Annotated in this window: 27 protein-coding genes and 2 tRNA genes; 15 read left to right on the top strand and 14 right to left on the bottom strand. The window is 44.1% G+C overall.

The genetic code is table 11. The features are described 5' to 3' along the window. Nucleotides 1-146: 146 nt before the first annotated feature. The 5 genes from ribB to QW597_05995 are packed head-to-tail and all read left to right on the top strand — an operon-like array spanning nt 147 to nt 2,772. A complete protein-coding gene (gene ribB / locus QW597_06015; protein MEM0156134.1) occupies nt 147-896 on the top strand; it encodes a 3,4-dihydroxy-2-butanone-4-phosphate synthase in 750 nt (249 codons plus the stop codon). Then, nucleotides 871-1,242, top strand: a complete 372-nt coding sequence (locus QW597_06010; GenBank protein MEM0156133.1) for an FAD synthase — start codon at nt 871-873, stop codon at nt 1,240-1,242. Before ribB ends, QW597_06010 begins: the two co-directional genes overlap by 26 nt. Further along, nucleotides 1,239-1,727, top strand: coding sequence for a riboflavin synthase (gene ribC, locus QW597_06005; GenBank protein ID MEM0156132.1), 489 nt, complete (start codon nt 1,239-1,241; stop codon nt 1,725-1,727). Before QW597_06010 ends, ribC begins: the two co-directional genes overlap by 4 nt. Before the next feature lie 8 nt (nt 1,728-1,735). Further along, a complete protein-coding gene (ribH, locus tag QW597_06000) occupies nt 1,736-2,149 on the top strand; it encodes a 6,7-dimethyl-8-ribityllumazine synthase (protein ID MEM0156131.1) in 414 nt (137 codons plus the stop codon). Nucleotides 2,150-2,160: 11 nt separating this feature from the next. After that, on the top strand, nt 2,161-2,772 hold the full coding sequence (locus QW597_05995; GenBank protein MEM0156130.1) for an MBL fold metallo-hydrolase: 612 nt from the start codon (nt 2,161-2,163) through the stop codon (nt 2,770-2,772). Here the strand turns inward: QW597_05995 and QW597_05990 are convergent. Genes QW597_05990 through QW597_05980 form a run of 3 tightly spaced genes read right to left on the bottom strand, consistent with a single transcriptional unit; the run spans nt 2,758 to nt 4,237 of the window. Next, nucleotides 2,758-3,666, bottom strand: coding sequence for a GTP cyclohydrolase, FolE2/MptA family (locus QW597_05990; GenBank protein ID MEM0156129.1), 909 nt, complete (start codon nt 3,664-3,666; stop codon nt 2,758-2,760). The genes QW597_05995 and QW597_05990 overlap by 15 nt on opposite strands. Continuing rightward, nucleotides 3,641-4,006 carry a prefoldin subunit beta gene (locus QW597_05985; GenBank protein MEM0156128.1) on the bottom strand — a complete coding sequence of 122 codons (366 nt, stop codon included), beginning with the start codon at nt 4,004-4,006 and terminating at the stop codon, nt 3,641-3,643. Before QW597_05985 ends, QW597_05990 begins: the two co-directional genes overlap by 26 nt. Further along, nucleotides 4,007-4,237: a KEOPS complex subunit Pcc1 gene (locus QW597_05980; protein MEM0156127.1), complete on the bottom strand. Its 231-nt coding sequence runs from the start codon at nt 4,235-4,237 to the stop codon at nt 4,007-4,009. 158 nt (nt 4,238-4,395) lie between these two features. On the opposite strand from QW597_05980, the gene QW597_05975 reads away from it, so the two are divergent. Then, nucleotides 4,396-4,470, top strand: a tRNA-Arg gene (locus QW597_05975). Between the two features lie 95 nt (nt 4,471-4,565). Here QW597_05975 and QW597_05970 read toward each other — a convergent pair. Next, nucleotides 4,566-5,060, bottom strand: coding sequence for a type IV pilin (locus QW597_05970; GenBank protein ID MEM0156126.1), 495 nt, complete (start codon nt 5,058-5,060; stop codon nt 4,566-4,568). Between the two features lie 183 nt (nt 5,061-5,243). On the opposite strand from QW597_05970, the gene QW597_05965 reads away from it, so the two are divergent. After that, nucleotides 5,244-5,687, top strand: a complete 444-nt coding sequence (locus QW597_05965; protein ID MEM0156125.1) for an OsmC family protein — start codon at nt 5,244-5,246, stop codon at nt 5,685-5,687. A 25-nt stretch (nt 5,688-5,712) separates the two neighbouring features. On the opposite strand, the gene QW597_05960 is transcribed toward QW597_05965, so the two are convergent. Continuing rightward, nucleotides 5,713-6,732 (bottom strand): pyridoxal-phosphate dependent enzyme, encoded by a 1,020-nt coding sequence (locus QW597_05960; protein ID MEM0156124.1) that lies wholly within the window; start codon nt 6,730-6,732, stop codon nt 5,713-5,715. Nucleotides 6,733-6,746: 14 nt separating this feature from the next. After that, nucleotides 6,747-6,992: a hypothetical protein gene (locus QW597_05955; protein ID MEM0156123.1), complete on the bottom strand. Its 246-nt coding sequence runs from the start codon at nt 6,990-6,992 to the stop codon at nt 6,747-6,749. 100 nt (nt 6,993-7,092) lie between these two features. Between QW597_05955 and QW597_05950 the strand changes: the two genes are divergently transcribed. The 3 genes from QW597_05950 to QW597_05940 are packed head-to-tail and all read left to right on the top strand — an operon-like array spanning nt 7,093 to nt 9,926. Next, nucleotides 7,093-7,275: a DUF1059 domain-containing protein gene (locus QW597_05950; GenBank protein MEM0156122.1), complete on the top strand. Its 183-nt coding sequence runs from the start codon at nt 7,093-7,095 to the stop codon at nt 7,273-7,275. 37 nt (nt 7,276-7,312) lie between these two features. Next, nucleotides 7,313-8,284, top strand: a complete 972-nt coding sequence (locus tag QW597_05945; protein MEM0156121.1) for an NOG1 family protein — start codon at nt 7,313-7,315, stop codon at nt 8,282-8,284. Continuing rightward, complete coding sequence (locus QW597_05940) at nt 8,271-9,926, top strand: glutamate--tRNA ligase (GenBank protein MEM0156120.1); 1,656 nt, start codon at nt 8,271-8,273, stop codon at nt 9,924-9,926. The genes QW597_05945 and QW597_05940 overlap by 14 nt, the downstream gene beginning before the upstream one ends. On the opposite strand, the gene QW597_05935 is transcribed toward QW597_05940, so the two are convergent. Genes QW597_05935 through QW597_05925 form a run of 3 tightly spaced genes read right to left on the bottom strand, consistent with a single transcriptional unit; the run spans nt 9,927 to nt 11,741 of the window. Then, nucleotides 9,927-10,184: a PRC-barrel domain-containing protein gene (locus tag QW597_05935; GenBank protein MEM0156119.1), complete on the bottom strand. Its 258-nt coding sequence runs from the start codon at nt 10,182-10,184 to the stop codon at nt 9,927-9,929. A 46-nt stretch (nt 10,185-10,230) separates the two neighbouring features. Further along, the gene (locus QW597_05930; GenBank protein MEM0156118.1) at nt 10,231-10,803 is read right to left on the bottom strand and encodes a GMP synthase subunit A; all 573 of its coding nucleotides are present in this window, start codon (nt 10,801-10,803) and stop codon (nt 10,231-10,233) included. An 8-nt stretch (nt 10,804-10,811) separates the two neighbouring features. After that, nucleotides 10,812-11,741, bottom strand: coding sequence for a transcription initiation factor IIB (locus QW597_05925; GenBank protein MEM0156117.1), 930 nt, complete (start codon nt 11,739-11,741; stop codon nt 10,812-10,814). 279 nt (nt 11,742-12,020) lie between these two features. Between QW597_05925 and QW597_05920 the strand changes: the two genes are divergently transcribed. Both QW597_05920 and QW597_05915 read left to right on the top strand, forming a co-directional pair. Further along, complete coding sequence (locus tag QW597_05920) at nt 12,021-12,278, top strand: hypothetical protein (GenBank protein MEM0156116.1); 258 nt, start codon at nt 12,021-12,023, stop codon at nt 12,276-12,278. Then, nucleotides 12,244-13,185, top strand: coding sequence for a transcription initiation factor IIB (locus QW597_05915; protein ID MEM0156115.1), 942 nt, complete (start codon nt 12,244-12,246; stop codon nt 13,183-13,185). The genes QW597_05920 and QW597_05915 overlap by 35 nt, the downstream gene beginning before the upstream one ends. On the opposite strand, the gene QW597_05910 is transcribed toward QW597_05915, so the two are convergent. Further along, nucleotides 13,186-13,401, bottom strand: coding sequence for a KEOPS complex subunit Pcc1 (locus QW597_05910; GenBank protein ID MEM0156114.1), 216 nt, complete (start codon nt 13,399-13,401; stop codon nt 13,186-13,188). A gap of 81 nt (nt 13,402-13,482) precedes the next feature. On the opposite strand from QW597_05910, the gene QW597_05905 reads away from it, so the two are divergent. The 3 genes from QW597_05905 (at nt 13,483) to QW597_05895 (ending at nt 17,995) form a co-directional block, all read left to right on the top strand. Further along, nucleotides 13,483-13,567, top strand: a tRNA-Leu gene (locus QW597_05905). Between the two features lie 116 nt (nt 13,568-13,683). Further along, a complete protein-coding gene (locus QW597_05900) occupies nt 13,684-15,537 on the top strand; it encodes an aldehyde ferredoxin oxidoreductase family protein (protein MEM0156113.1) in 1,854 nt (617 codons plus the stop codon). A gap of 643 nt (nt 15,538-16,180) precedes the next feature. Continuing rightward, nucleotides 16,181-17,995, top strand: a complete 1,815-nt coding sequence (locus tag QW597_05895; GenBank protein MEM0156112.1) for an aldehyde ferredoxin oxidoreductase family protein — start codon at nt 16,181-16,183, stop codon at nt 17,993-17,995. Here QW597_05895 and QW597_05890 read toward each other — a convergent pair whose 3' ends face one another. The 4 genes from QW597_05890 to QW597_05875 all read right to left on the bottom strand — a co-directional run bounded on the left by QW597_05890 (nt 17,996) and on the right by QW597_05875 (nt 21,963). Then, the gene (locus QW597_05890) at nt 17,996-18,271 is read right to left on the bottom strand and encodes a ubiquitin-like small modifier protein 1 (protein ID MEM0156111.1); all 276 of its coding nucleotides are present in this window, start codon (nt 18,269-18,271) and stop codon (nt 17,996-17,998) included. It abuts the gene before it with no gap. A gap of 238 nt (nt 18,272-18,509) precedes the next feature. After that, on the bottom strand, nt 18,510-20,405 hold the full coding sequence (locus QW597_05885) for a molybdopterin biosynthesis protein (GenBank protein MEM0156110.1): 1,896 nt from the start codon (nt 20,403-20,405) through the stop codon (nt 18,510-18,512). Further along, entirely contained in the window at nt 20,405-21,643 is a 1,239-nt protein-coding gene (locus QW597_05880; GenBank protein MEM0156109.1) for a molybdopterin molybdotransferase MoeA, read from the bottom strand. The genes QW597_05885 and QW597_05880 overlap by 1 nt, the downstream gene beginning before the upstream one ends. Beyond that, entirely contained in the window at nt 21,598-21,963 is a 366-nt protein-coding gene (locus QW597_05875) for a hypothetical protein (GenBank protein MEM0156108.1), read from the bottom strand. The genes QW597_05880 and QW597_05875 overlap by 46 nt, the downstream gene beginning before the upstream one ends. Nucleotides 21,964-22,017: the final 54 nt, after the last annotated feature.

Genomic DNA, 22,017 nt, shown 5'->3' with positions numbered 1-22,017 from the left:
ATCCTTTTTGAAAGTCCTGAGTATCAAGTGACGCTGTAACGCATATCCTTTTAAAGCCTTTTAAGATGGGATTGCACTGACTCAATTATGAGTAATTACCCAAAACTTTATTACATTTGCGGGAATGGTAGAAAGAACGTGGTACAATGGAAAATGCACTTAAAGATCTTGCCTCCGGTAAACCCATACTCATCTTTGATGCCGAGAACAGGGAACGCGAAACCGATATCGTTTTTCCGTCTCAGTATGTCACCCCTGAAGTTGTACGATTCATGAGAAAATATGGTGGTGGACTCATATGTACAACCGTAAAACAGGATTTTGCCGATAGGCTCGGAATGCTTTATCTTGAGGATATTCTAAGAAACCAGTATGGCAAGAATTCGTCCATAACAAGGTCTGATGACATGAAATATGATAGAAACAGTTCCTTTAGCCTCACTATTAACCACAGGTCGACTTTTACCGGCGTTTCAGACACAGACAGATCCATAACAATAACTTCTCTTGCAAAATTCATAAACGATTCATGGAAGATCAAAGAACCAATGGAGGAATTTGCAAAATCGTTCCGTGCACCCGGGCATGTGATCCTTATCATAGCCAGAAACAACTATTTTAGTCAGAGAAGGGGACATACCGAACTCAGTACCTACATGGTTGAAAGAGCCGGATTAATACCTTCTGCGACCATTGTGGAAATGCTCAGCGACTCTGGCAGATCCATGACCAAAGAGGAAGCAATGATTTTTGCTGGTGAACACTCGCTAAGTTTTATAGAGGGAAAAGACATCATTGCATCGTGGTTTAATGACCAGGGTAATGGCTACGGGAGTGTTCGATATAATCCATCTGGGGCACATTCACTTCTTGAAGGAATCAAGGAAGTTGGGTGATGAACTGTTCGTGGTAGTTGCTAGGGATTCTACCGCGGCTAGAAATGGCAAAAGCCCCATATTCTCTGAAGAAACGAGGCTCAAACTGGTCTCAGAACTGAAACCTGTCGACCGGGCAATGCTTGGTCACGAAGGAGATATTTTCCAGACCGTTCTTGATGTCCGGCCGGACATTATAACGCTAGGATTCGACCAGAGATTCGATGCAGATAAAATCGTTAAGAAGTGCTCGGAGCTCGGTATGAGGGTACGGGTGGAAAGAATATCGAAATCTGAGTCCGGGAATATGCACAGTTCTTCACAGGTGAGGCAGAAACTGCTCGAGGAGATAGAAAATAGAATATGAAGATCATAGGCGTTGCCGATACCACGTTTGCAAGGTTCAACATGGGTGCATCTGTCATTAGCGAGCTGAATCAGATTGGGACAGGTTTTAGAATACTTAGATATACTGTTCCGGGAATAAAGGATCTACCTGTAGCATCTGCAGTCCTTTTCTCAAGGGGTTGTGATATCGTTGTCGCCTGTGGAATGCCAGGATCGAAACCTGTGGACAAGATTTCTGCGCAGGTAGCGTCCATGGGCCTCATGTGGGTTCAGGTGAATCAGGGAAAACATATTATCGAGGTATTTGTCCATGAAGATGAAGCTGCTGATTCCAGGGAGCTTGCATGGTTGTGTGACAGCAGGTCGAGAGAACACGCCCGGAATGCCTATCTACTGCTTTTTGATCCTGAAAAACTTACTGAAGATGCAGGACAAGGGTTGAGACAGGGATTCAAAGATGTCGGACCGGTCGATGGTAGCAGTAAAGGTGGATTGAGACATTAGGTGATATCATGAAAATAGGAATTGTTGTATCAGAATATAATTTCGATATAACCAGCATGATGCTGGAGCGGGCAATCGTGGAAGCCAAATTTCTGGGGGTTGATGTCGTGAACGTCCTTAAGGTTCCTGGAACCTTTGACATTCCACTGGGTGTCAAGACGCTACTGCAGCTCAAGGATATTGAAGGCGTTGTAACTTTGGGAGCAGTTATAAAAGGGGAGACGGAACATGACGAAATTATCATGCAGAATGCCGGGAGGAAGATCGAGGACCTAATGATTGAGTTCTCCAAGCCGGTCGCGCTCGGCATTTCTGGTCCCGGTGAAACAAGACTCCAGGCGCAGGCGAGGATTGAAATGGCAAAGGACGCAGTCCAGGGCGTTGTTAAGATGGTAAAGAGGCTGAAAGAGATTAAAAGCTAGGCGAAATCAGTATGAAACTCACGGAAAACATCGAACTGATAGACGGGACAATGGCGAACTGCTATTCTGTGAACCTGAATGGCAAAGGCATCCTTATCGATGCGGGGATGAAGAGTTCAGGCAGAAAAATTGTGGAATTTTACAGGAACCTTGGCGTTAACCCAGAAATTGTACTGATAACACACTATCACCCTGATCATGTGGGCGGCCTCTTACTGGTTTCTGAAGAGTTTCACCCGCAGATATATGTACCCGATGAAGAATTGGATGTCGTCGCCGGAAATTCTAGAATGACTCCTGCACCAGGTTTCGCCGCAAAACTTGTGTCCTCTCTCCTGAAATCGAAGCCGGTTTCTGACCTGAACCTGGTCTCCAAACTCAATCTTCCGGGCGTACAGGTAATTGACACAAAAGGTCATACACCGGCCAGCACTTCCTATTTTTTTCCAGATTTTAAGGCACTCTTCGTGGGAGACGCTTTAGTCACCAAAGGGAAAGAAATCACCTTGAACAAGGCGTTTACGCTGAACTTGGAAGATGCAGAGAGATCCAAAGCAAAAATAATGGGGTTCCACGGAGTGACGATATATCCGGGGCATGGTAATAGTTTACTTCTTCCGTGATTTTTCTTTTATTTCGTCCATTGTGAGTTCAAGCTCGGCATAGGCATCGTGGTTGTGCAGGCTCTCCTCACTGCGGGATGAAATTAATAATAGAGCATTTCCAGGAATTCCCTTTAAATCATTGCCCAGGGTATATGCAATCTCTCTAACCAAATCTTCCACGAAATATGGGTTTTCGTGCACTTTTACAACAAACTCATCCGAATCTCGCTTTGGCAAAACACTGATCAAAGGGCCACCGGTAACAGACTCCACAGACTTTATCAGTGCCAGTGGATTAATACCGCATTTTTCGCTTGTTCGAATGGAAACCCTCAACCTGTTCCTCTGGCTATGCGTTATTATCGGGACTTTCTGAATAAATACGGAATATTCTGGATAACGTTCCGAAAGTATCCTTCTAGTGCCTTCCATGGTGCAAGGGCATGCAGTCATTGCGGTAGTTTCCAGCGTAACACTGTCAGTACACGTTCCGCTTCTGTAGATCAGGGTTGAGAATTCAAAATTGTATGGAATGTGGCTAACTAATCCTGATACAGCCACATGTGGCATTAAGTAGGTTGTTTCTAGCTTCACCGTAGTTTTACTGGAATAAGGGTTCTCCTGGAGAATATTGCTTGCCGTCCTGTGAACCATATCAATTATGTCTCCTCCCGGATTCCCAAATCCAAGGATCATCGACGAAAGAATTTTTGAAAAGTGCGCTCCCCTTCTTTCCTTTGGCACCTCGACATCCGCTGATACTGTAGCTATCGTTTCCTGAAGTATATCGTTCCAGATCAGCTTGAGAGGAAGCTTATAGTTGAGAATTCCCGCCTTGTCCAATGGTATTGACCTGCTTGGCTTTTCATCCTGAGGGGGTTTTGACTCACTTTGCCCCTTTTCTGGCCTCATCGTATTTTTTCTTGAGTATTTCCTCAAGCTCCTTGTATTTCTCTTCGAGGGAAGATTGCTGCTTCTCGAGCGTTTTGACTCTGATTTCGCTGAGCTCCTTTTGCTCAGAAAGTTCGTCAATCAATTTCTTGCGGCTCTCCACCTCATAAAGAACCGGTCCCACACTTTTGAAAACCTTAGTTCCGTCGGATATTTCTTCAAGCTCCTTAATTGTCTTATCCAGTTCCTTGATCCTTATGTCAAGCTGATACTTCTGGCTGGCAATCTGTTCTATCTGTCCTTCCAGTTGTTGTGCTTGCTTTATCTGATTTTGCAGATAAGCGCTTAAATTAGGCTCCAATTAATTCACCTCCCTGACTATTTTGTCTATCATAACCAGCCATCTGGTTATGGAGCTGATGTTTGCTCTCAATGCAACAGAATCAGGTGCTTCTATATAAACATAGGATTCACCATTCTCGGTAACAAATCTCATTTTTCCCCTTCCGATGTCACGATCTTCCTCCGGTTTCATTGCGACGAGGTATTTTCTGAGGTCACTGTCAAGGATTGAGACTCTTACCTTATACATCAGAAAACCAATCGACTTATCTTGCTTAAACCTTCCCAATAAATTCATATGGGTAAATTCTCCGCTTCTTTGCTTGATCCAGAATGATACTTACTGAAAATATACTTTCTGACTCAGCACTCGAAAGTATTAAGTTTTCCGAGGGATAACTAGCCTGTGGGCTCGTGGCCTAGTTTGGATAAGGCACCGTCCTTCTAAGTCGGTGATCGAGGGTCCAAATCCCTCCGAGCCCGCTAAAATTGCTAATATGCTTGGAGAAATATTTCTAGATCCTTTAGGTATTACATCATGCATCATCCTGCTGTGATTACGTCAAAAAAAGGAAGGATTATTGGGGGTATGCTGTTCCAATAACCCCGCTGGTTGCTGTATCTATAAAGGAAATTCTCTGGACAAACTGGTTCGCGTACTGTTCATTGACCGATATGAAATCGAGCGGGGAGAAATCAGGTCCCTGTTTAATCATGGTCACAGTTATGCCGCTGTACAATTGGGTTCCCGCGGGTCCTATATCATTGATTGATAACGTCGAAATGTTTCCTGTGTTGAATGTAATCATCATTTTTACACTGTTCAATGAGAGATTCCCTGAGATTGATTCAACATAGACCTGGTATTCTCCTGTTCCAGTTCCATTTGCTTGCACTGTTGTCTTGTTCAAAACAGAAATGGTCGCGTTTGGGGTAAGTGTTGGGGTGTTCGAGAAGTACCCTCCAACGATCGAATAGAGTGTTGAAGCCAGTGTCACTGTTATTGCTATCAGCAGAATTGTTGCTATTATAGGTGATACAGCATTATCCTTCCGTGGTGCCACTTCCTTCATGTATGTCGTAATGTAATTTGCTGTGTAGCTCTATATGTTTTACACGGTCGGCATGAATTTTCTTCGCAGCTACAAAGCGGTTTCATCCAGAACAAATAATTTCAGGATTTCGCATATTATGGTACTGAAGAAACCGGGATTAACGATAGATCATATTTTTTAACGGTGAAACACTGCCCCACCATGATCCTATCATTCAAGTCTGAAAGTGAGAGAGGCTTCCTGACGAACGTTGAAGGTAAGGAACCACTGAGACTCAAGAACTCTCTTTCAAAAAACACTGAGAACTTTACCCCTACAGAGCTGCTTGTATTATCCATCGGTTCATGCACGAGTGATGATGTACTTTCAATACTCTCAAAGATGAAGCAGACGGTTAATGATTACCAGTGTACGCTCAACGCAGAGCGCGAGGAAGAGATCCCGAAAACTCTGAAGAGTGTCAACATTGGTTATGAACTTACAGGGGATGTTTCCGAAGATGCCGCGAGAAAGGCAGTATCTCTCTCCCTCAGCAAATATTGCTCCGTTTCCATACTTGTAAGAAGAGGGGGAGCAAAAGTTACATATTCATTGAAAATAAACGGAAAAATAATTGAGGATCATGCGCAACTAAGGAAAGAATAAGAAAAAGAATCGATGTAATGTAGTTTCAGGGAGTTTTCAGCCCATTTCCGGTTAGTATCAGTAAACTCCTGCCTTCAAATTTCCTTGATAAAAATGCTGCCAGGGTAGTGGCTGAACTGTACTCTGTGTACATTCCCTTTCTAGATAACCTGTTTCTCGCATCAAGGATAGACTCTTCATTTACTGTGATGCACTGGCCATACTTCTGCACCACACGTGTCATTTCGTCAAGCAGCACAGGCCTTCTGGAAACCAAAGCATCAGCGATGGATTCGCCTACAGCTTCAGGATCATATCTTACTCCTTCGAGTTTTGAACAGAGGGGGTTGACTGATCTTGTCTGTACAGCAACGATTTTCGGAACGGCTTCGATTTCACCGCTATCTAGAAGGTGCTTGAACCCGTTGAAGATCCCGAGAAGGAGGGTGCCAGCAGAAACTGGCAGGAATATATTATCCGGTAGCTTGCCTTCGGTTTGCCTGAAGATTTCGTAAGCGATTTCCCTGATTCCGTCTCTGAATTCCGGGTTCAGAACGTGGCTCCCATAAATTCCAGGGCTGTTTTCAGCAGCTTCAGCTACTCGTTCTCTGCCTCCAGCTATTTTCATGATGGCGGCACCATAGGATCTTATCTGTGAAATCTTGCTCGCCATTGTCGTCTCCGGAACGAAAATGTTTACCCTGAATCCAGCTCTGGATCCGTAAGCTGCTATTGATGCCCCGGCATTTCCCGATGAATCCTCATTCAGATACACGTTCCCGGGGTTGGGAGTTCTCTCCAGAAGGGAAGAAACAAGCGTTCTGGACCCCCGATCTTTGTAAGAAAACGTGGGAGAGAAATATTCAAGTTTAACGGAAAACTCGTTATAATCAACGATAGGAGTCACAACCTCACCAAGGGTAACGAAGCGTTTGACGTAAGGGTAATTGGATTTCACATCCCGATACTTGAAATCTGGAACCATAGTGAATGGTCCATTACACTCTGAGCAGCGGAGTTCGTATGCTTTCCTCTTAGCTCCACATTTAAGGCAAGTTATTAGCATATTATCAGTTTCACTTAAGAATCCCTGTGGAGCCGAAGTTCTAATTCTCCATTCTCTTCCTTCATTCCAACCAGTTTCAGGCGCAGGTTTCTGGACAAATTCTCAAAAATGTCCCTGTTGTACGGAAATTTCTCCTTCATTACGAGTACGGTGGCATCTTCCCCGGGCGCAAGGTCAAAATATAAGCCCTTTAGAACGCTCTTCAGGTAGTTGAAAGGGTCACCCCCGCAGGAAATGTTTCTGTGATCTTCCGTGTGCATGATTTATAATGCACTTCAGTCTAATAGTTTTTCTTGGACATTCCACCGGATTGAACTCCTGAAAAGGTAGGTGTTTTATATCTCATGGATATACAAACCCATGGCTACCTTTCAGTACAAGTGCAGGGATATAGGATACGACTGCGGCTTTGAATTCACCGCGCATTCTCGCGAGGATCTGATGCCCAGGATCAGGATTCACTCGAGATATGCCCATAATATTTATGAAATGTCAGAAGAAATGAAAAAGAAGATTGAGGATACCATTAAACAGATCGATTGAGTGCACCAGCTAAAGTACATCTAAGTGAAGAAAGAAAATGTTCAATAAAATTCCGACAGTACTGAAAAGCCAGGAAATAATTAACAAGGCCTTTTCGAAGGCGGCGAAGATTGAGGAACCTTACCACCCGGACATCGCTGACAAGATCAGGAAGGAGCTTATCGACAAGATATCGACCATTGAAGGCGTGGCCTGCTCTCATTTTGACCGCCTTGTGAAGAAATTTCCTTCCACTGAGAAACTTCATCCTTTCTATTACGGTCTGCTTGATCTGATGTTCGACGTGGACAAATACAAACTATCGCTGGGGAAAATCCAGTGGACGTCAGAGAGAATCACTATCCTGAGTACCGATTACATCAGACGCCTTAAAAATCAGCGGGACAGGTCTTTAATGAATCCGATAATGAAAGAATACTACGGCCGTTTTTCATCCCTTATAAAGAATATATCCGGTGACCTTGAATTTCTGTCCCAGTGCAGAGATTACATGAGAAAGGTGCCCGAGATAGAAACGGATCTCGACACTTTTATTATTGCAGGTATGCCGAATGTGGGAAAAAGCTCACTTCTCGGTGTTCTTACAACATCCAAACCTACCGTCGCCCCTTACCCCTTCACCACGCAGTCCATTCATATAGGCTACACTGATATTGGATACTACAGGGTGCAGATAATAGATACCCCGGGAATCTTGGACAGGCAGATGTCAGAACGGAACGAGATGGAAAGAAAGGCCATTCTGGCTCTGCAGAAGATAGACAGTTGCATCATATTCCTCATAGATTATTCCGGTAGTTCTGGATATTCTGTCGAACAGCAGGAAAACCTTTACGGGGAGATCGCCAGGATGTTCCGTAAGAAAATAATAAGGGTACAAAGCAAGGTTGATATTTCACAGGAAAGAAGAGAAAATATCTGCATATCCATCGATGATAGATCGGGAATAAAGGATCTGTTATCGGAGATGGAAATCGTACTGAGGGATTCAGTTAATGTCGCTCGATGACGAAATAAGGAAACAGATAATTAGAAATGCCTTTCAGCATGATGGAAAGGCCGATCCGAAATCAATAATCGGAAAAATTATGGGTATGTTTCCGGAAGCAAGATCGGATGTTGCTGGACTCACTGCAAAGATCAAGGATCAGGTTGAAGCTGTAAACTCAATCTCAAAGGACTCCCTTAACGAGATTGTCTCAAGGGAATTCCCAGAATTTCTTGTAAGGGAGAAGAAGGTTCAGGAACACAGGCTTGTTGATCTGGAAAACGTCAATGGAACAGTTGTCATGCGTATGGCGCCATCTGCGTCTGGTCCCCTCCACATTGGACATTCAAGGATGGCCATACTCAACGATGAGTATGTGAAGAGATATGGCGGAAAACTGATACTCAGAATTGAGGATACGAATCCTAACAACATTGATCCATTTGCGTACACTCAAATTCCCAAGGATCTGGAGTGGCTTGGCGTCAATGTTACCGATACCTTAATTCAATCAGATAGGTTTGAAATTTATTATGAAGAGGCGCGTAAACTGATACTGGGTGGTCATGCATATGTATGCCACTGCAAACAGAACGACTTCAAGCAACTGAAACTGAGTGGATCTGCCTGCCAACACAGATCTAATACAGTTGCTAACAACCTTGCAGAATTTGAAGGAATGATCAGGGGTGACTATGAACCCGGAACGGCGACGCTGGTGATAAAGACAGACCTTAAACACCCAAATCCCTCAATCCGGGACTGGATAGCTTTCAGGGTTGTTGATGGCGATCATGCTCGGTTTGGAAAGCAATATCATGCTTATCCGATGATGAATTTTTCAGTGGCCATAGACGATCATCTCCTGGGCCTCACACATGTAATAAGGGGAAAAGACCACCTTAACAACACGGAAAAGCAGAAATACATCTACATTTACAATAATTGGAAAATACCGGTATATTACCACTATGGACTCATAACCATCCCCAACACCATATTGAAGACGTCAACTATAAAGAAGGGAATCAAGAATGGGGAATTCTCCGGCTGGGACGATATCAGACTTGGAACTCTTTTAACAATGAAGAAAAGGGGATATTCTCCGGCCGCGATAAGGCGATACTGGATTGAATCCGGGCTAAGAGAGATAGACGCAGACTTTTCATGGGAAATATTCAATGCAATGAACAAGGACATCATTGATCCTATCGCGAAAAGATTCTGGTTCGTCAAAGACCCCGTTGAGATAAAGGTTCATTCACACAAACCGCTGGAGAGCAGGGCTCCTTATCATCCCGGACACACGGAAATGGGATACAGATCATACAGCCTTGGAACGGAATTCACTATATTCGTACAGCGGATTGACTGGGAAACTGTGAAGGACGGTGACGACGTAAGGCTGAAAGACCTTTGCGCCGTAACAAAGCATGGCAGTAAGTCAGAATCTCACGACAGACCAGTATCCAAGGAGAATCCGTTGAAGATAATACACTGGTGTCCCTCTGATTCAGAACGCTTTAATGTCCTGCTTCCTAATGGGGACGTGGACAAAGGTCTTCTCGAACCACTTGCCCTGGATTATGAAGGAATATCTCAGTTTGAAAGATACGGCTACGTAAATAAGGTAGGAGATGAAGGTTTCTTCTTGTACAAATGATTATTCCTTCTCATCCGGTTGTTTTACAAAGGCAGGGAATCTTTTCAGAAGGATGATCTCGCCAACAGCCTTTATCCATCTGTAGGGAATAGAAATTGGCGCTCCGTTTTCTACCAGCTGTGAGTTAGGGCTCTCGATATACAGGCCATGAATACACTGCCTGTCGAGATCAACGATGACATCATCAACTGGTCCAATGTATTTTCCCTTGTCGGAGTATACCTTCATCCCTGTAAGTTCACTGATCTCGGTTAGCATCCATGACTAAATGGGCAATAGCATTAAATAAGTTTGTCTGGCAGACTCAGTTCTTGATTGCACAGACATTCATGAATGCTTTGAAAATATCTTCCCCGTGTTCTGTATTATCGACTTCCGGATGGAACTGTACCCCAAAAATTGGTCTGGAAGTATGATAAAATGCCTGGATCTTACAACCCTCAGAGGAGGCACATACAACGAAATCACTGCTAAGAGACTTCACTTCATCATTATGGTTTTCCCATACTATCATATGATCGGGGAGATTTGAAAAAATTGAACCTTTGTTGAAGAGATCCAACTCAGTTTTTCCATATTCTGGATGCACCGCAGGTCCAACTTTGCCGCCAGAATATAGTGCAATGAACTGGGCGCCAACACAGATTCCGAGGACAGGGACGTCATATTCAGAGAGGTATTCCTTTACGAAACCAAGCTTGTCAAGCTCCGAAACAATGCTTGGCGCCCCCCCAGAAAGGACTATGCCATCGGCATCAGCCAGCTTATTTGATGGAGTATCATTGGGAACAATAGAAGCGTCAGCTCCAAGGTTCCGCAACACCCTCCACTCCCTATGAGTCCATTGTCCGCCGTTATCTACGACGTATATCTTCATTTAAATTATCAATCCAGTCCAACGATTCCAAGTGATTTGCTGATTTCCTTATATCTGTTTCTTATTGTAACCTCAGTTACGCCAGACACCCTTGCGATCTCCTTCTGAGTTCTGGGCTTCCCGAGCATTACTGAGGCGATGTAAATTGAGGCGGCGGCAACGCCGGTGGGACCCTTTCCAGATGAAATTCCAAGTTCAATAGATTTCCTTACTATCTCCTCACTTTTCACGATGGCCTGCTTATCCAGTTCAAGTTTGCTGCAGAACTGTGCTACATAAGAATATGGAGTTGTCGGCTTAAGATTAAGGCTGAGTTCTTTAGCAAGGTGCCTGTATGCCTTTCCAATTTTCTTCTTGTTAACTTCTGAAGCTTTTGATACCTCGTCCAAGGTTCTGGGCAGGTTTACCATTCTGCATGCAGCATAGATTGAAGCGCAAACAATGCTTTCAATGCTTCTGCCTCTGATCAGGTTTCTCTCCACCGCTTTCCTGTAAATCAATGCAGCGGTTTCCTTTATATCCTTCGGTATTCCGAGTTTGGCGCCATTGTCATTCAGCATCTGAAGAGCAAGAGATAGATTTCTTTCTGCAGCGTTACTTACTCTGATTCTCTGGTGCCATTTTCTGACTCTATATATCTGGGCCCTATTCTTATGTGGTATTCTTTTTCCGTAATAGTCCTTATTGGACCAGGAAATTTCGGTTGCGAGCCCCTTGTCATGGCTAAGGAAAGTCATGGGGGACCCCGTCCTTGCCCTTCTGTCATCCTGCTCGGAATCAAAAGCGCGCCACTCAGGTCCTTGGTCGATCAATGAGTCCTCAATTACCATTCCACAGTCGTTGCACACCAGTTCTCCTCTTTCATAGTCCCTAATCAGATGCTCCGAATGGCACTCGGGACACCGTTTCATAACTTCTTCACTATTTTTTGTAGCCATGTAAACACCAATATAAAGCGATATTTCAACTACATAAGTGGCACTATTAAACCTTTTCGGTTATGAGGTCAGCATCTAGACCGTTAAAATATTAGTTCTGCAAGAAAGAATGTTTTTTTCACTTTTGTCGCTACATAAAATTAATTTTCCGTCAAAAACTTGAATAGATGTACGTTTTCCTATATACAATTCGGTGTAATAATCCTTTAATAACATTCAAAAATCTATTAATAATTTTACGAATAGTTTAAATACTGAGATTTCATATAGTAATTGATAATGGATTTAAGATGTGAAATCCTCAATGTGAGAGGGAAAGAGGTAACTATCCGCCTCAATGATTGCGTTAAAATGAATTCAAAAGTATACGATAGCGAGGGCAAGGCGGTGGGAAAGATAATACGGGTATTTGGCCCCGTTTTATCGGCATACGGTCTCGTCAGCGTTTCTCCCTCCTCTAATGAGGTAAAAGAGCTGTTCGTAAAGTGCGTGGGTGATTTAAATGGTAGAAGAAAAGCAAGAGAAGAGAAAAATTGACGAAATAACGAAGTGCCCGGAATGCGGATCAACTCAGCTTGTGAGGGATTACGAGCGTGGTGAGCTGGTATGCAATAATTGTGGTATCGTCATTGATGACAGCTATATTGACCAGGGTCCGGAATGGAGGGCATTTGACTCAGAACAGAATGATTCCAGGTCTAGATCTGGATCGCCGATGACATTCACCATACACGATAAGGGACTTTCAACTGATATCTCATGGAAAAACAAAGATTCCTATGGAAAATCTATCCCGACGAGAAACAGGGCGCAGCTTTATAGGCTGAGAAAGTGGCAGAAGAGGATTAAAGTTTCAAACGCTGCCGAGAGGAATTTGTCTCAGGCGCTCCAGGAGCTCGAGAGGATGGCATCCAACCTCAGCATACCGAACGATGTTAGAGAGACAGCAGCTGTTATCTACAGGAAGGCTGTGAAGCAGAACATGATCAGGGGAAGGAGCATAGAGGGAGTTGTTGCCGGATCCATTTATGCGGCCTGCAGGATAACAAATGTACCAAGGACACTCGAGGAGATAGCAGCGGTTACGAGAGTCAAGAAGAAGGAGATAGGCAGAACATACAGGATAATGAGCAGGTACCTGAAGCTCAACATTATGCCTTCTAAGCCGGACGACTATATCAACAGGTTCTGCAGTAGGCTTAAACTTTCTATGGATGCCAGAAAAAAAGCAACAGAGATACTAAAGATGGCAAGAGACAATGATCTAACCTCAGGCAAGGGACCGACTGGTGTGGCAGCTGCTGCGATATACATTGCTTCTCTAATGACAGCTGAAAGAAGAACTCAGCGGGCTGTGGCTGAAGTTGCAGGCGTTACTGAAGTTACCATCAGGAACAGGTACAAAGAGCTAACAGAAAAGCTCTCTATTGCCGTCGAACAGTGATTAAATATCACTTTCAACTTTTTTTACAACTTCTAAATCTCTAATAAGGTCGTCAATCACATTATAAAGTGAGGAGACCTTGATCCTCGATATATTTATTGTAGCATGACTGCCACTTACTGATATTTTGAACGCATTGTCATTATCTGGTGAAATGGCAGGCAAGATTCTTTGCATGTCCGGATCATCGAATTCGATTTCAACAGAAACTTCCACAATAGCACAAATCGAGCAGGGTAATAATTCCTTCCCTGAAAGGAAAATATGATAAAGTGACGGAGTATTGTGGTGAGAAAAGCGGAGGTTGCCGAGCCAGGTCAAAGGCGACAGACTCAAGATCTGTTTCCGCAGGGGTTCGCCGGTTCGAATCCGGCCCTCCGCACATCCCCAATGTGTAAGCTTCCCGTTTTGTACCCAAAAGGGAATTAACCATTTGTTTTTACGTTATATATTACCAAAGCAGGAAACAGCCTTATACTTTGGACATATTGTTGAACCATGTTAGGAGTAAATGGAAAAATTCTGCGCGTTGATCTTACAAAATCGCGTATTTACGAAGAGAAAATACCTGAAAGCATCTTCAGGAAGTATCTCACAGGATATGGCCTCGGCTCTTACATTCTTAACAGGGACATGAAACCACACGCTGACCCTCTTGGGCCAGAAAATATTCTCGGGGTAACCACAGGAGTGTTCAATGGCCACGCAGTGCCTCTTGGGGGGAGATTTCAAGTCGTCGCAAAATCACCAATTACTGGGGGATGGGGAGATGCAAATTGCGGTGGGAAATTTGGTCCGGAACTTAAGAACGCGAGGTATGATGCTGTCTTTATCCAAGGAATCTCGGAAAAACCCGTTTTTCTAAAAATAATTGATGGTAAAGCCAGTATAGAGGATGCCAGACATATTTGGGGAAAAGACGCATATCAGGCTGAGGAAGAATTGAAGAGGATCGACCCAAAGGGGCAGGCACTTGTGATTGGCGTCCCCGGAGAAAAGATGCTGAACGTTGCATCACTTATGAACGATTTTGGCAGGGCAGCTGGAAGATCAGGACTCGGTGCTGTAATGGGATCAAAAAAGCTCAAAGGCATATTCGTCAGGGGTACAACAAAGGTTCCGGCTGCTGATCCGCAGCTTCTGACCCAAACAATAAAAGACATTCAGATTTTATTCAGGAAGAACATCGATCTCGCCAGACCATGGCAACTTTTCGGCACGACCGGATCAACGGAATCGTCGCATCTCAATGGAGACACACCAATAAAAAACTGGGCCGGTGTGGGGCTGGATGACTTTGGCGCGGAAAATGCAAGGAAAATAAGCGGTGAAGAAATCAGGAAGGACAAAATTCGGTCTTACGGTTGTTCACAATGCACTCTGGCTTGTGGAGGGCACGTCAAGAGAAGCACTAAATACGGTGAAATAGACGGACACAGGCTTGAATACGAAGGAACAGGATCGTTTGGTGGTCTCAATCTGGTCTCTGATCTTGATGCAATGTCTATGGCGTTTGAGGTCTGCAATCGGGCGGGTATGGACATTATATCGGTAGGCGCCGCTATAGCTTTTGCCAATGAATGCTTCGAAAGGGGGGTACTGACTAAAAAGGATATTGGTTTTGAGATAGGATTCAGGAACCCGGATGCAATGGTGCGTCTGACAGAAATGATAGGAAGAGGAGAGGGCATAGGAAAGATACTTGGAATGGGAACTAAGTATGCTGCATCTGTATTCGGAAAAGGCAGCAGTTCATATGCTGTAAACATCGAGGGTCAGGATCTTCCCATGCATGATCCCAAGCTTCTTCCAAGCTTGGCGACTACCTATCTGGCGGACCCCTCTCCTGGCAGGCATACAGCCGGAGGGATCGGTTTCGACGAAGGCGGAGAGTTGACTTTGCCCTTTGAATACGATTTTACCAACAGAAAAATTGAAAGATATAAATATCATGGAAAGGGAAAGATGCAGGCTCTTTCAGTATATGGAGCACAAGTACTGAACGCAACCGGCATGTGTCTGTTTTCCACTTCGGTTTGGCCGAACAGCTATCCTTACTCAAAACTCCTGAAAGCGATCATGGGATGGGATGTTGATTCTGAGGAACTGATGACCATTGGACGGCGGATTCAGGTACTAAGGCACCTCTTCAACTACAGAGAAGGTATTAACCCGTCAAAGATAATCCCTCCTCCCAGAATGATAGGGAATCCTCCCTTGAAGAGCGGACCTACATCCGGTGTCACCTTGGATTACAAAACCATGGTGACCGAATACCTCGAAGAAGTTGGGATAGATCAAAACGGGAAACCATTGCAAAATGCAGTTGATGAACTTGGGATAGAAATCTGATCATTACCGACCGATTTGAACTGTAGAATAGTCTTCTCCTACCTTTTAAATCGAACCATCATTTTTGACAAATTAGATCAATGATTCTCATCAGATTTCTCCCCAGGGGCGGCTGTGATTTAATCGTCTACCCCGTTCAATGTGCATTTTCCTCTCATCGACTTTATGCAGTTGATCTTACAATGCTCTCTGTATCATCCTCATGGTTGATCAGGAATACCGGAGTAGTCACAGGAGCAGTCCATACGGCTGTGGGGAGATTGCTACACTTTTGGTAATGGGTGAAGAGAATATATTTTCATTAAATCACCCCGGTTTCTTATCGGACTCATTGGCGGGGAGAAATAACGCGCAGACAAGAGATTCAGAGTTGAGCTTCCTCATTGTTTGACGGAGAGATTGAGGTCTCTATGAAACGGGAAATGAATTCGAGATTTCTCAGACGGGAGAATATGTTTTTCAATTCTGAATGACTTTCGAGTGCAGTATCCGTGGAGTTGGTGCAAGGAAGAGTATTTTTCTTGATCAGTAATGCCTGCTCCTGGAGTATAACTGAGTTGGATTAAACGAAAGTAAAAGGCATGTGGTGTTTTTCCATGAAAAGCCGTATATAATGATATCGGATATATTTACGGGGTGTGATATGAGCTTTGGTGGTTTTACTGGAAAATTCCTTAGAGTGGACCTCACAAATGGTACAATAAAAATTGAGGATACAAACATGGAATGGGCGAGAGATTACATAGGCGGGCAGGGACTTGCGACAAGGTACTTTGTTGACGAGGTCAACCCCAGTGTGGATCCTTTATCTCCAGAGAATGTCTTGATAATGGCACCGGGTCCGCTAACAGGAACAAGTGCACCCACAGCTGCGAGGTACATGGCTGTTACGAAAAGCCCGCTTACCGGTACAATCACGAGGAGCAATTCCGGAGGGTTTTTTGGCGCTAAGCTGAAACATTCCGGCTTTGACATGATCATATTCAAGGGGCGTTCCAGACACCCGGTCTACATCTATGTTCACGACGGTAGGGCTGAGATAAGGGATGCTACTCACATCTGGGGTAAAGATGTGTTCGAAACTGACGATGCGTTAAAGAGAGAGACAGGCGTCAATGTTTCGGTTGCGTGCATAGGACCCGCGGGTGAAAATCTTGTAAAATATGCCTCAATATTGAACGATAAGCATCGGGCAGCAGGCAGGAACGGTGTGGGAGCTGTAATGGGTTCCAAGAACCTGAAGGCAGTCGTCTCATCAACTGGAAAAATGCCTCTAATAGGGCATGCCGGCAGGTATAAGTCCACGCTTACAGCAATGCTAAAGAAAATAAAGGAAAATCCTGTCACGAGCCAGGGACTCCCATCCTCTGGAACGGAAGTGTTGGTCAATATAATAAACCAGTCTGGCATCTTTGGAAACAAAAATTATCTTGATTCAGGAGAAGACCCCCTTGCAGACATGGTCGGCGGAGAAACTCTTGCAGCAACTTATCTTATCAGGAACACTCCATGCTTCGCCTGCCCAATTGCCTGTGGAAGGGTATCAAGATACAATGAAAGAGAAACAGAAGGGCCAGAATATGAGTCTACATGGGCCCTTGGTCCAAACGTAGGTATTCATGATTTGTATCCTATAATAGCTGCGAATGATAACGCCGACAGGTTGGGGTATGACACAATTACGGCTGGAAGCACTTTTTCTGCAGCAATGGAGCTCTATGAAAAGGGGAAGATTCCTGAAAAAGACGTTGGCCCTACAAAACCCAAGTTCGGTAGCCAGTCATTCGTAATTGAGGCCTCAAACAAATTAGCTTATAGGAAGGATTTTGGCAATGAACTTGCAGAAGGATCTCTGAGGCTTGCAAGGAAATACGGCGACGAGAGCGTCTCAATGAGCGTAAAGGGGCAGGAAATTGCTGCCTATGATCCAAGGGGCGTATACGGTATGGGACTAGAGTATGCCACGAGTAACATTGGAGGGTCGCATATGAGGGCGTATACTATTTCAAACGAGATTTTGGGAGTCCAACCAGTCTCAAAGCCGAATGAGAAGGAGGGCAAGGCTGCACTGGTGAAATACGTACAAGATTTCACCGAAGTCATGGACTCCTCAGGCCTTTGCCAGTTTCCTTCGTTTGCGCTTGACCTCGACGATTATCTCTCCCTCATCAATGATGTAACCGGCTTTGACTATGCAAAAGAAGAGATAATGGATGCTGCAGAGAGAACGTGGAACCTTGAGAGACTATTCAACCTGAAGGCCGGAATCAAGCCTGAGGATGATAAACTTCCTGACAGGTTTGTTAAAGTTCCGCTTGAGAAAGGACCATATAGGGGCGGAAAAATTCCCTTAGACTATCTCATTAAGGATTACTATAAGGTGAGGGGATGGGATGAACATGGATACCCAAAGAATGAAACCATCGAGAAGTTGCACCTTAGTTACTACAAATTATAATTAGCCACCTGCAACCGGTGGAAAGATATCAAGGAGGTCATCTGACCTCAGCCTTTCTTTTATGCCATTCCTGAAAATTATATTCTGCCCGTTAACCAGGATTATGACGTTTCCTCTCATATTGCCATCGCTGAACATCAATCTTTTGAAGTTGTCACCATATTTGGAGGAAAGTACTTGCAATATCTCCTCCACAGTTTTTCCTCCTGCATCCATCTCATCATCATTTTTACCGGTTATCTGTCTGAGATTTGCGTAATACTTTACCTTTGTCATTTCTATTTAAAGAGTTGCACTAATTATATAACCCTTGTTAGCTGTATACCTTTTGAAATGGATACACAATGAAAATAGCACTTGATCATCATGGGGCGCGAATCCTGATTTGCTTCTATTAAGCAAATGCCGGCACACGGTATTGGAAAGAGCTACTATGCTTAATTTACCTGTGTCAGGCAACCCGTCGGCACAGTGAGATCTGTTCGTAAAAACCACAAACACGAGGAACACAAATTTAACTTAGGCTATATCCGAAAAATTTACGTGCCAGGAGATCACGGAACCACTCGCTTTTAAGGGCATCCAAAAAGGGGGAAAGCCTTTGAACACTCTCCTTAAGAACCAGAAAATCATAATCTTCATAACCAATGGGAATAAAATCCAACCCGTACATTTCCGCCATGTGCTTAATCGCGATACCAGCATCTGCTCGACCCGCTTTCACTGCACTGGCAACTGCATTATGAGTTTTTACCTCGTACCTGAAATTCCTTATACTTTTTGCTTCAATACCAGAGTCCTTCAGCATCTTTTCAATGAGTATTCTGGTGCCTGACCCACCGTTTCTGTTAACAAATCTCGCATTTTTTTCGGCAACGTCAGCAAAGTTTCTTATTTTCATTGGATTTCCCTTCCGCACAACTATGCCCTGTTCCCTCTTATAGCCCTTCACAAGTATGGCCTTCTCTGCCAGCAAGTTGTCTTCACGAAAATTGTTGTATTCCAAGGTGGTAGGATCCAGGATGTGAACGCCTGCTAGATCGGCCTCACCCCGCTTGATCGCTTCAACTCCTCCAAGAGAACCGACGTTTACAACCTTCACGTTCAGATCAAGCTTGTGAAATATTGCATCAAGAACCACATCATGACTACCAATGAAATTTAGATCCGGAACCAGTAGGTATTCTGAATACAGGATAACATCCAGGTTTTCATTCTCGTCAATGTAAGACCTGTCACCGTAGACAGAAATGTACCCATCAGATCTGGTAAGCCTAGACACGCTCCCGGAGTCTCCAAGAAGTGGGTACGCAACGCTTCCTCTGCGCTGCACAAGGCTCACAGGTATCAGGTTGAGTTTGCCAAGAGAGAGCCCAACCCTTACCGGTATCGTTGCCTTCAGCTTCTTTACAGGTTTCTTTATATGGGCCGCTCTCAGAAGCACTGGTAGAAAAATGGTCTCAAATACCATAAGAGCAGAAACTGGAAAACCTGGCAGTCCATAAACAGGTTTATGATTGCCAACGGCAAGGAGTGTAGGTTTCCCGGGCTTAATTTCCACTCCGTGAAAAAGAATTCCCTGATCCAGTTCCCCGAGCACTCTGTAAACCATGTCTCCCTCACCAGCTGAGGTGCTTCCGCTGGTAATTATAATGTCATATGTTTCTGTGATCGTGTTAATTTTTTTTCTGATTAGCTCCAGGTCATCGCGGACTATTCCCAGATAATCGGATTCGAAAACACTGTATTGGTCTAGTATACCCTTTATGGTTATTCCGTTGGATTCGTAAATCGTTCCTCTTGTTATTTTCCCCCCCGGTTCCACAAGTTCATTGCCCGTCGATATTATAGCTATCTTGAGTTTACGATATACAGTAACATGGTCAACGCCTATGGAACTCAGAATTGCTATCTCTCTTGGTCCTATAGCAGTATCCTTCCTCAACACGAGTTCTCCCATTGAAATGTCTGCGCCGGCAAGAGTTACATTCTCTCCGGACATGACCGACTTCAATATTTCTACGGATTTAGTGGATTCCTTTGTGTATTCAGACATTACAACTGCATCGCAATTGAAAGGGACAATAGCTCCGGTGGCTATCCTGAAGCATCCGTCAGACTCCCTGAGTTCTCTCGCTGATTCACCAATGAGTGAGATCCCCTCAATTTTGAGTTTTATAGGGTGATCCTGATCAGCGTTTTCAACGGAAGGAGATGAAACTGCAAAACCATCAACTTCGGATCTGTCGAATGGCGGGGAGTCTATTGGGGAATATACATCCTCGGACAGTACTCTGCCAAGGGCTTCTTCCAGCTTCACGATTTCAGTCTCAGTAACAGATTTTGTACTCTCCTCCGTAAGCTTGACAGCTCTCTCAACGGTAACCAGTTTGTGAAATATGATTGCCATCAGAATACGTCTCCTATGACAGATACACTGACAGTCTCCCCCTCTTCTATTCCTTCCACGTTTTCCGGTATTACCGTGATCCCATTTGCTTTAAGGAGGGAAGAAAGTATGCCGGATCCAGTGATTCTGAGGGGCTCCGCTATTAATCCAGATTCAGTATTACGTAACCTGACTCTAAGGTATGAACGCATGGAATCTCTGTTTGCTACCCTCTCAGAAATTCTTGCGTTTATGGAGATTCTTGTGTTCTTAAGAGATATTACCTGATTCAGAAAATATGGCAGAAAAGCTTCGAGTGAAATAAGGGCTGCAACGGGAAGTCCTGAGACAGAAAAGACAGGTTTACCGCTGACTTCATAAAGCGAAATGGTCCTTCCCGGCTTAATTCTGACACCACCAAAAATTAGATGACCTATATTGTCAAGTACATCGGGAACAACATCCTTTCTACCAAGGCTTGTTCCGCCGGTTATCACGATCAGGTTGAATTGATCCAGATGGGTCAATATTTTCTCCTTAATGCAAGCTATATCATCACGTACCACGCCAAGATTCACTGTTTCCATATATCCCGTTCTGAAATAATTCAGCAGAAGAGGCTGTGTAGTATTCGCTACATTGCTCCCTGAGTCCAAAAGTTCGTTGCCAGTGGAAAGGATACCCATAACCAGTTTACTGTAAACATCCACTTCTTTGATTCCTGCTGCAATCATGGAAGCGACATGTTGTGCCCTTATCTGTTGACCCTTTTCCAGCAGGATCTGGCCAGCCTCTATATCCTCGCCGGTCCTGGACACATTTTCGAATTTTCTTACACCTTCCAGGATTTCAACGCTGTCTCCATTTCTTGATGAGTCCTCAGCCATTACCACCGCATCAGCGCCTTTAGGCAATCTTCCGCCGGTGTATATTTCATAGCAGCTCCCGCGATTAATTTCATTTTCAGCAGTGTATCCAGCCTCTATGTTACCCCTGACGCTGAGAGTAACGGGGCTGAACTTTGAGGAACCTGATAAATCTGTGCTCATCACTGCATATCCGTCAACAGCGCTTCTATCGAATGTGGGGACGTTTATGTTTGATTGAACAGTTGAAGCAGAAACTCTCTCGAAGGATACGCCAGCGGGAATTAATTCAGTTACATTGCCTTGCCACTTCACAGAGAGCATCTTCTTGATGGCATCATCGAATGTTACGAGTCTCTCGAAACGTTCCATTTTTCTCCGGTGTTCCGCCACTGTTCAAAATATTCACAGTCGGTATTAAGTATTATGGTTGCACTTATTTTGCTATCACTGGCGATATACTTAGAATAAGGTAAATGAGATTTCGCATTAACATTATCCGCAAGTCTACGCACTAAAAAAAATGAGCCTATGGTCAGTTTTAGAAAGCCAGATTTACTTTTCCAGTTTCTCCGGAGCTTACCTAACTGCGATCCATGATTCTTTGGGATCAGTACTGTATATTCCCCTGTAGGTTTCCCAGAAGGAAGGGGAGCAATCTCTCCAATGGCAGGCCCTTTGGTCGGCTTTACCGGCCTTATGGTTATTTTCATTCCAATTTTTTGTAAATAATTTAATCAATCAAAGAATTATTGAATACGCCATTG

This window comes from Thermoplasmataceae archaeon (assembly GCA_038729425.1).
In the GTDB taxonomy this organism is placed as follows: domain Archaea; phylum Thermoplasmatota; class Thermoplasmata; order Thermoplasmatales; family Thermoplasmataceae; genus B-DKE.
The sequence above is the reverse complement of the archived record's forward strand: the minus strand, read 5'-3'. Positions and strand labels throughout refer to the sequence as shown.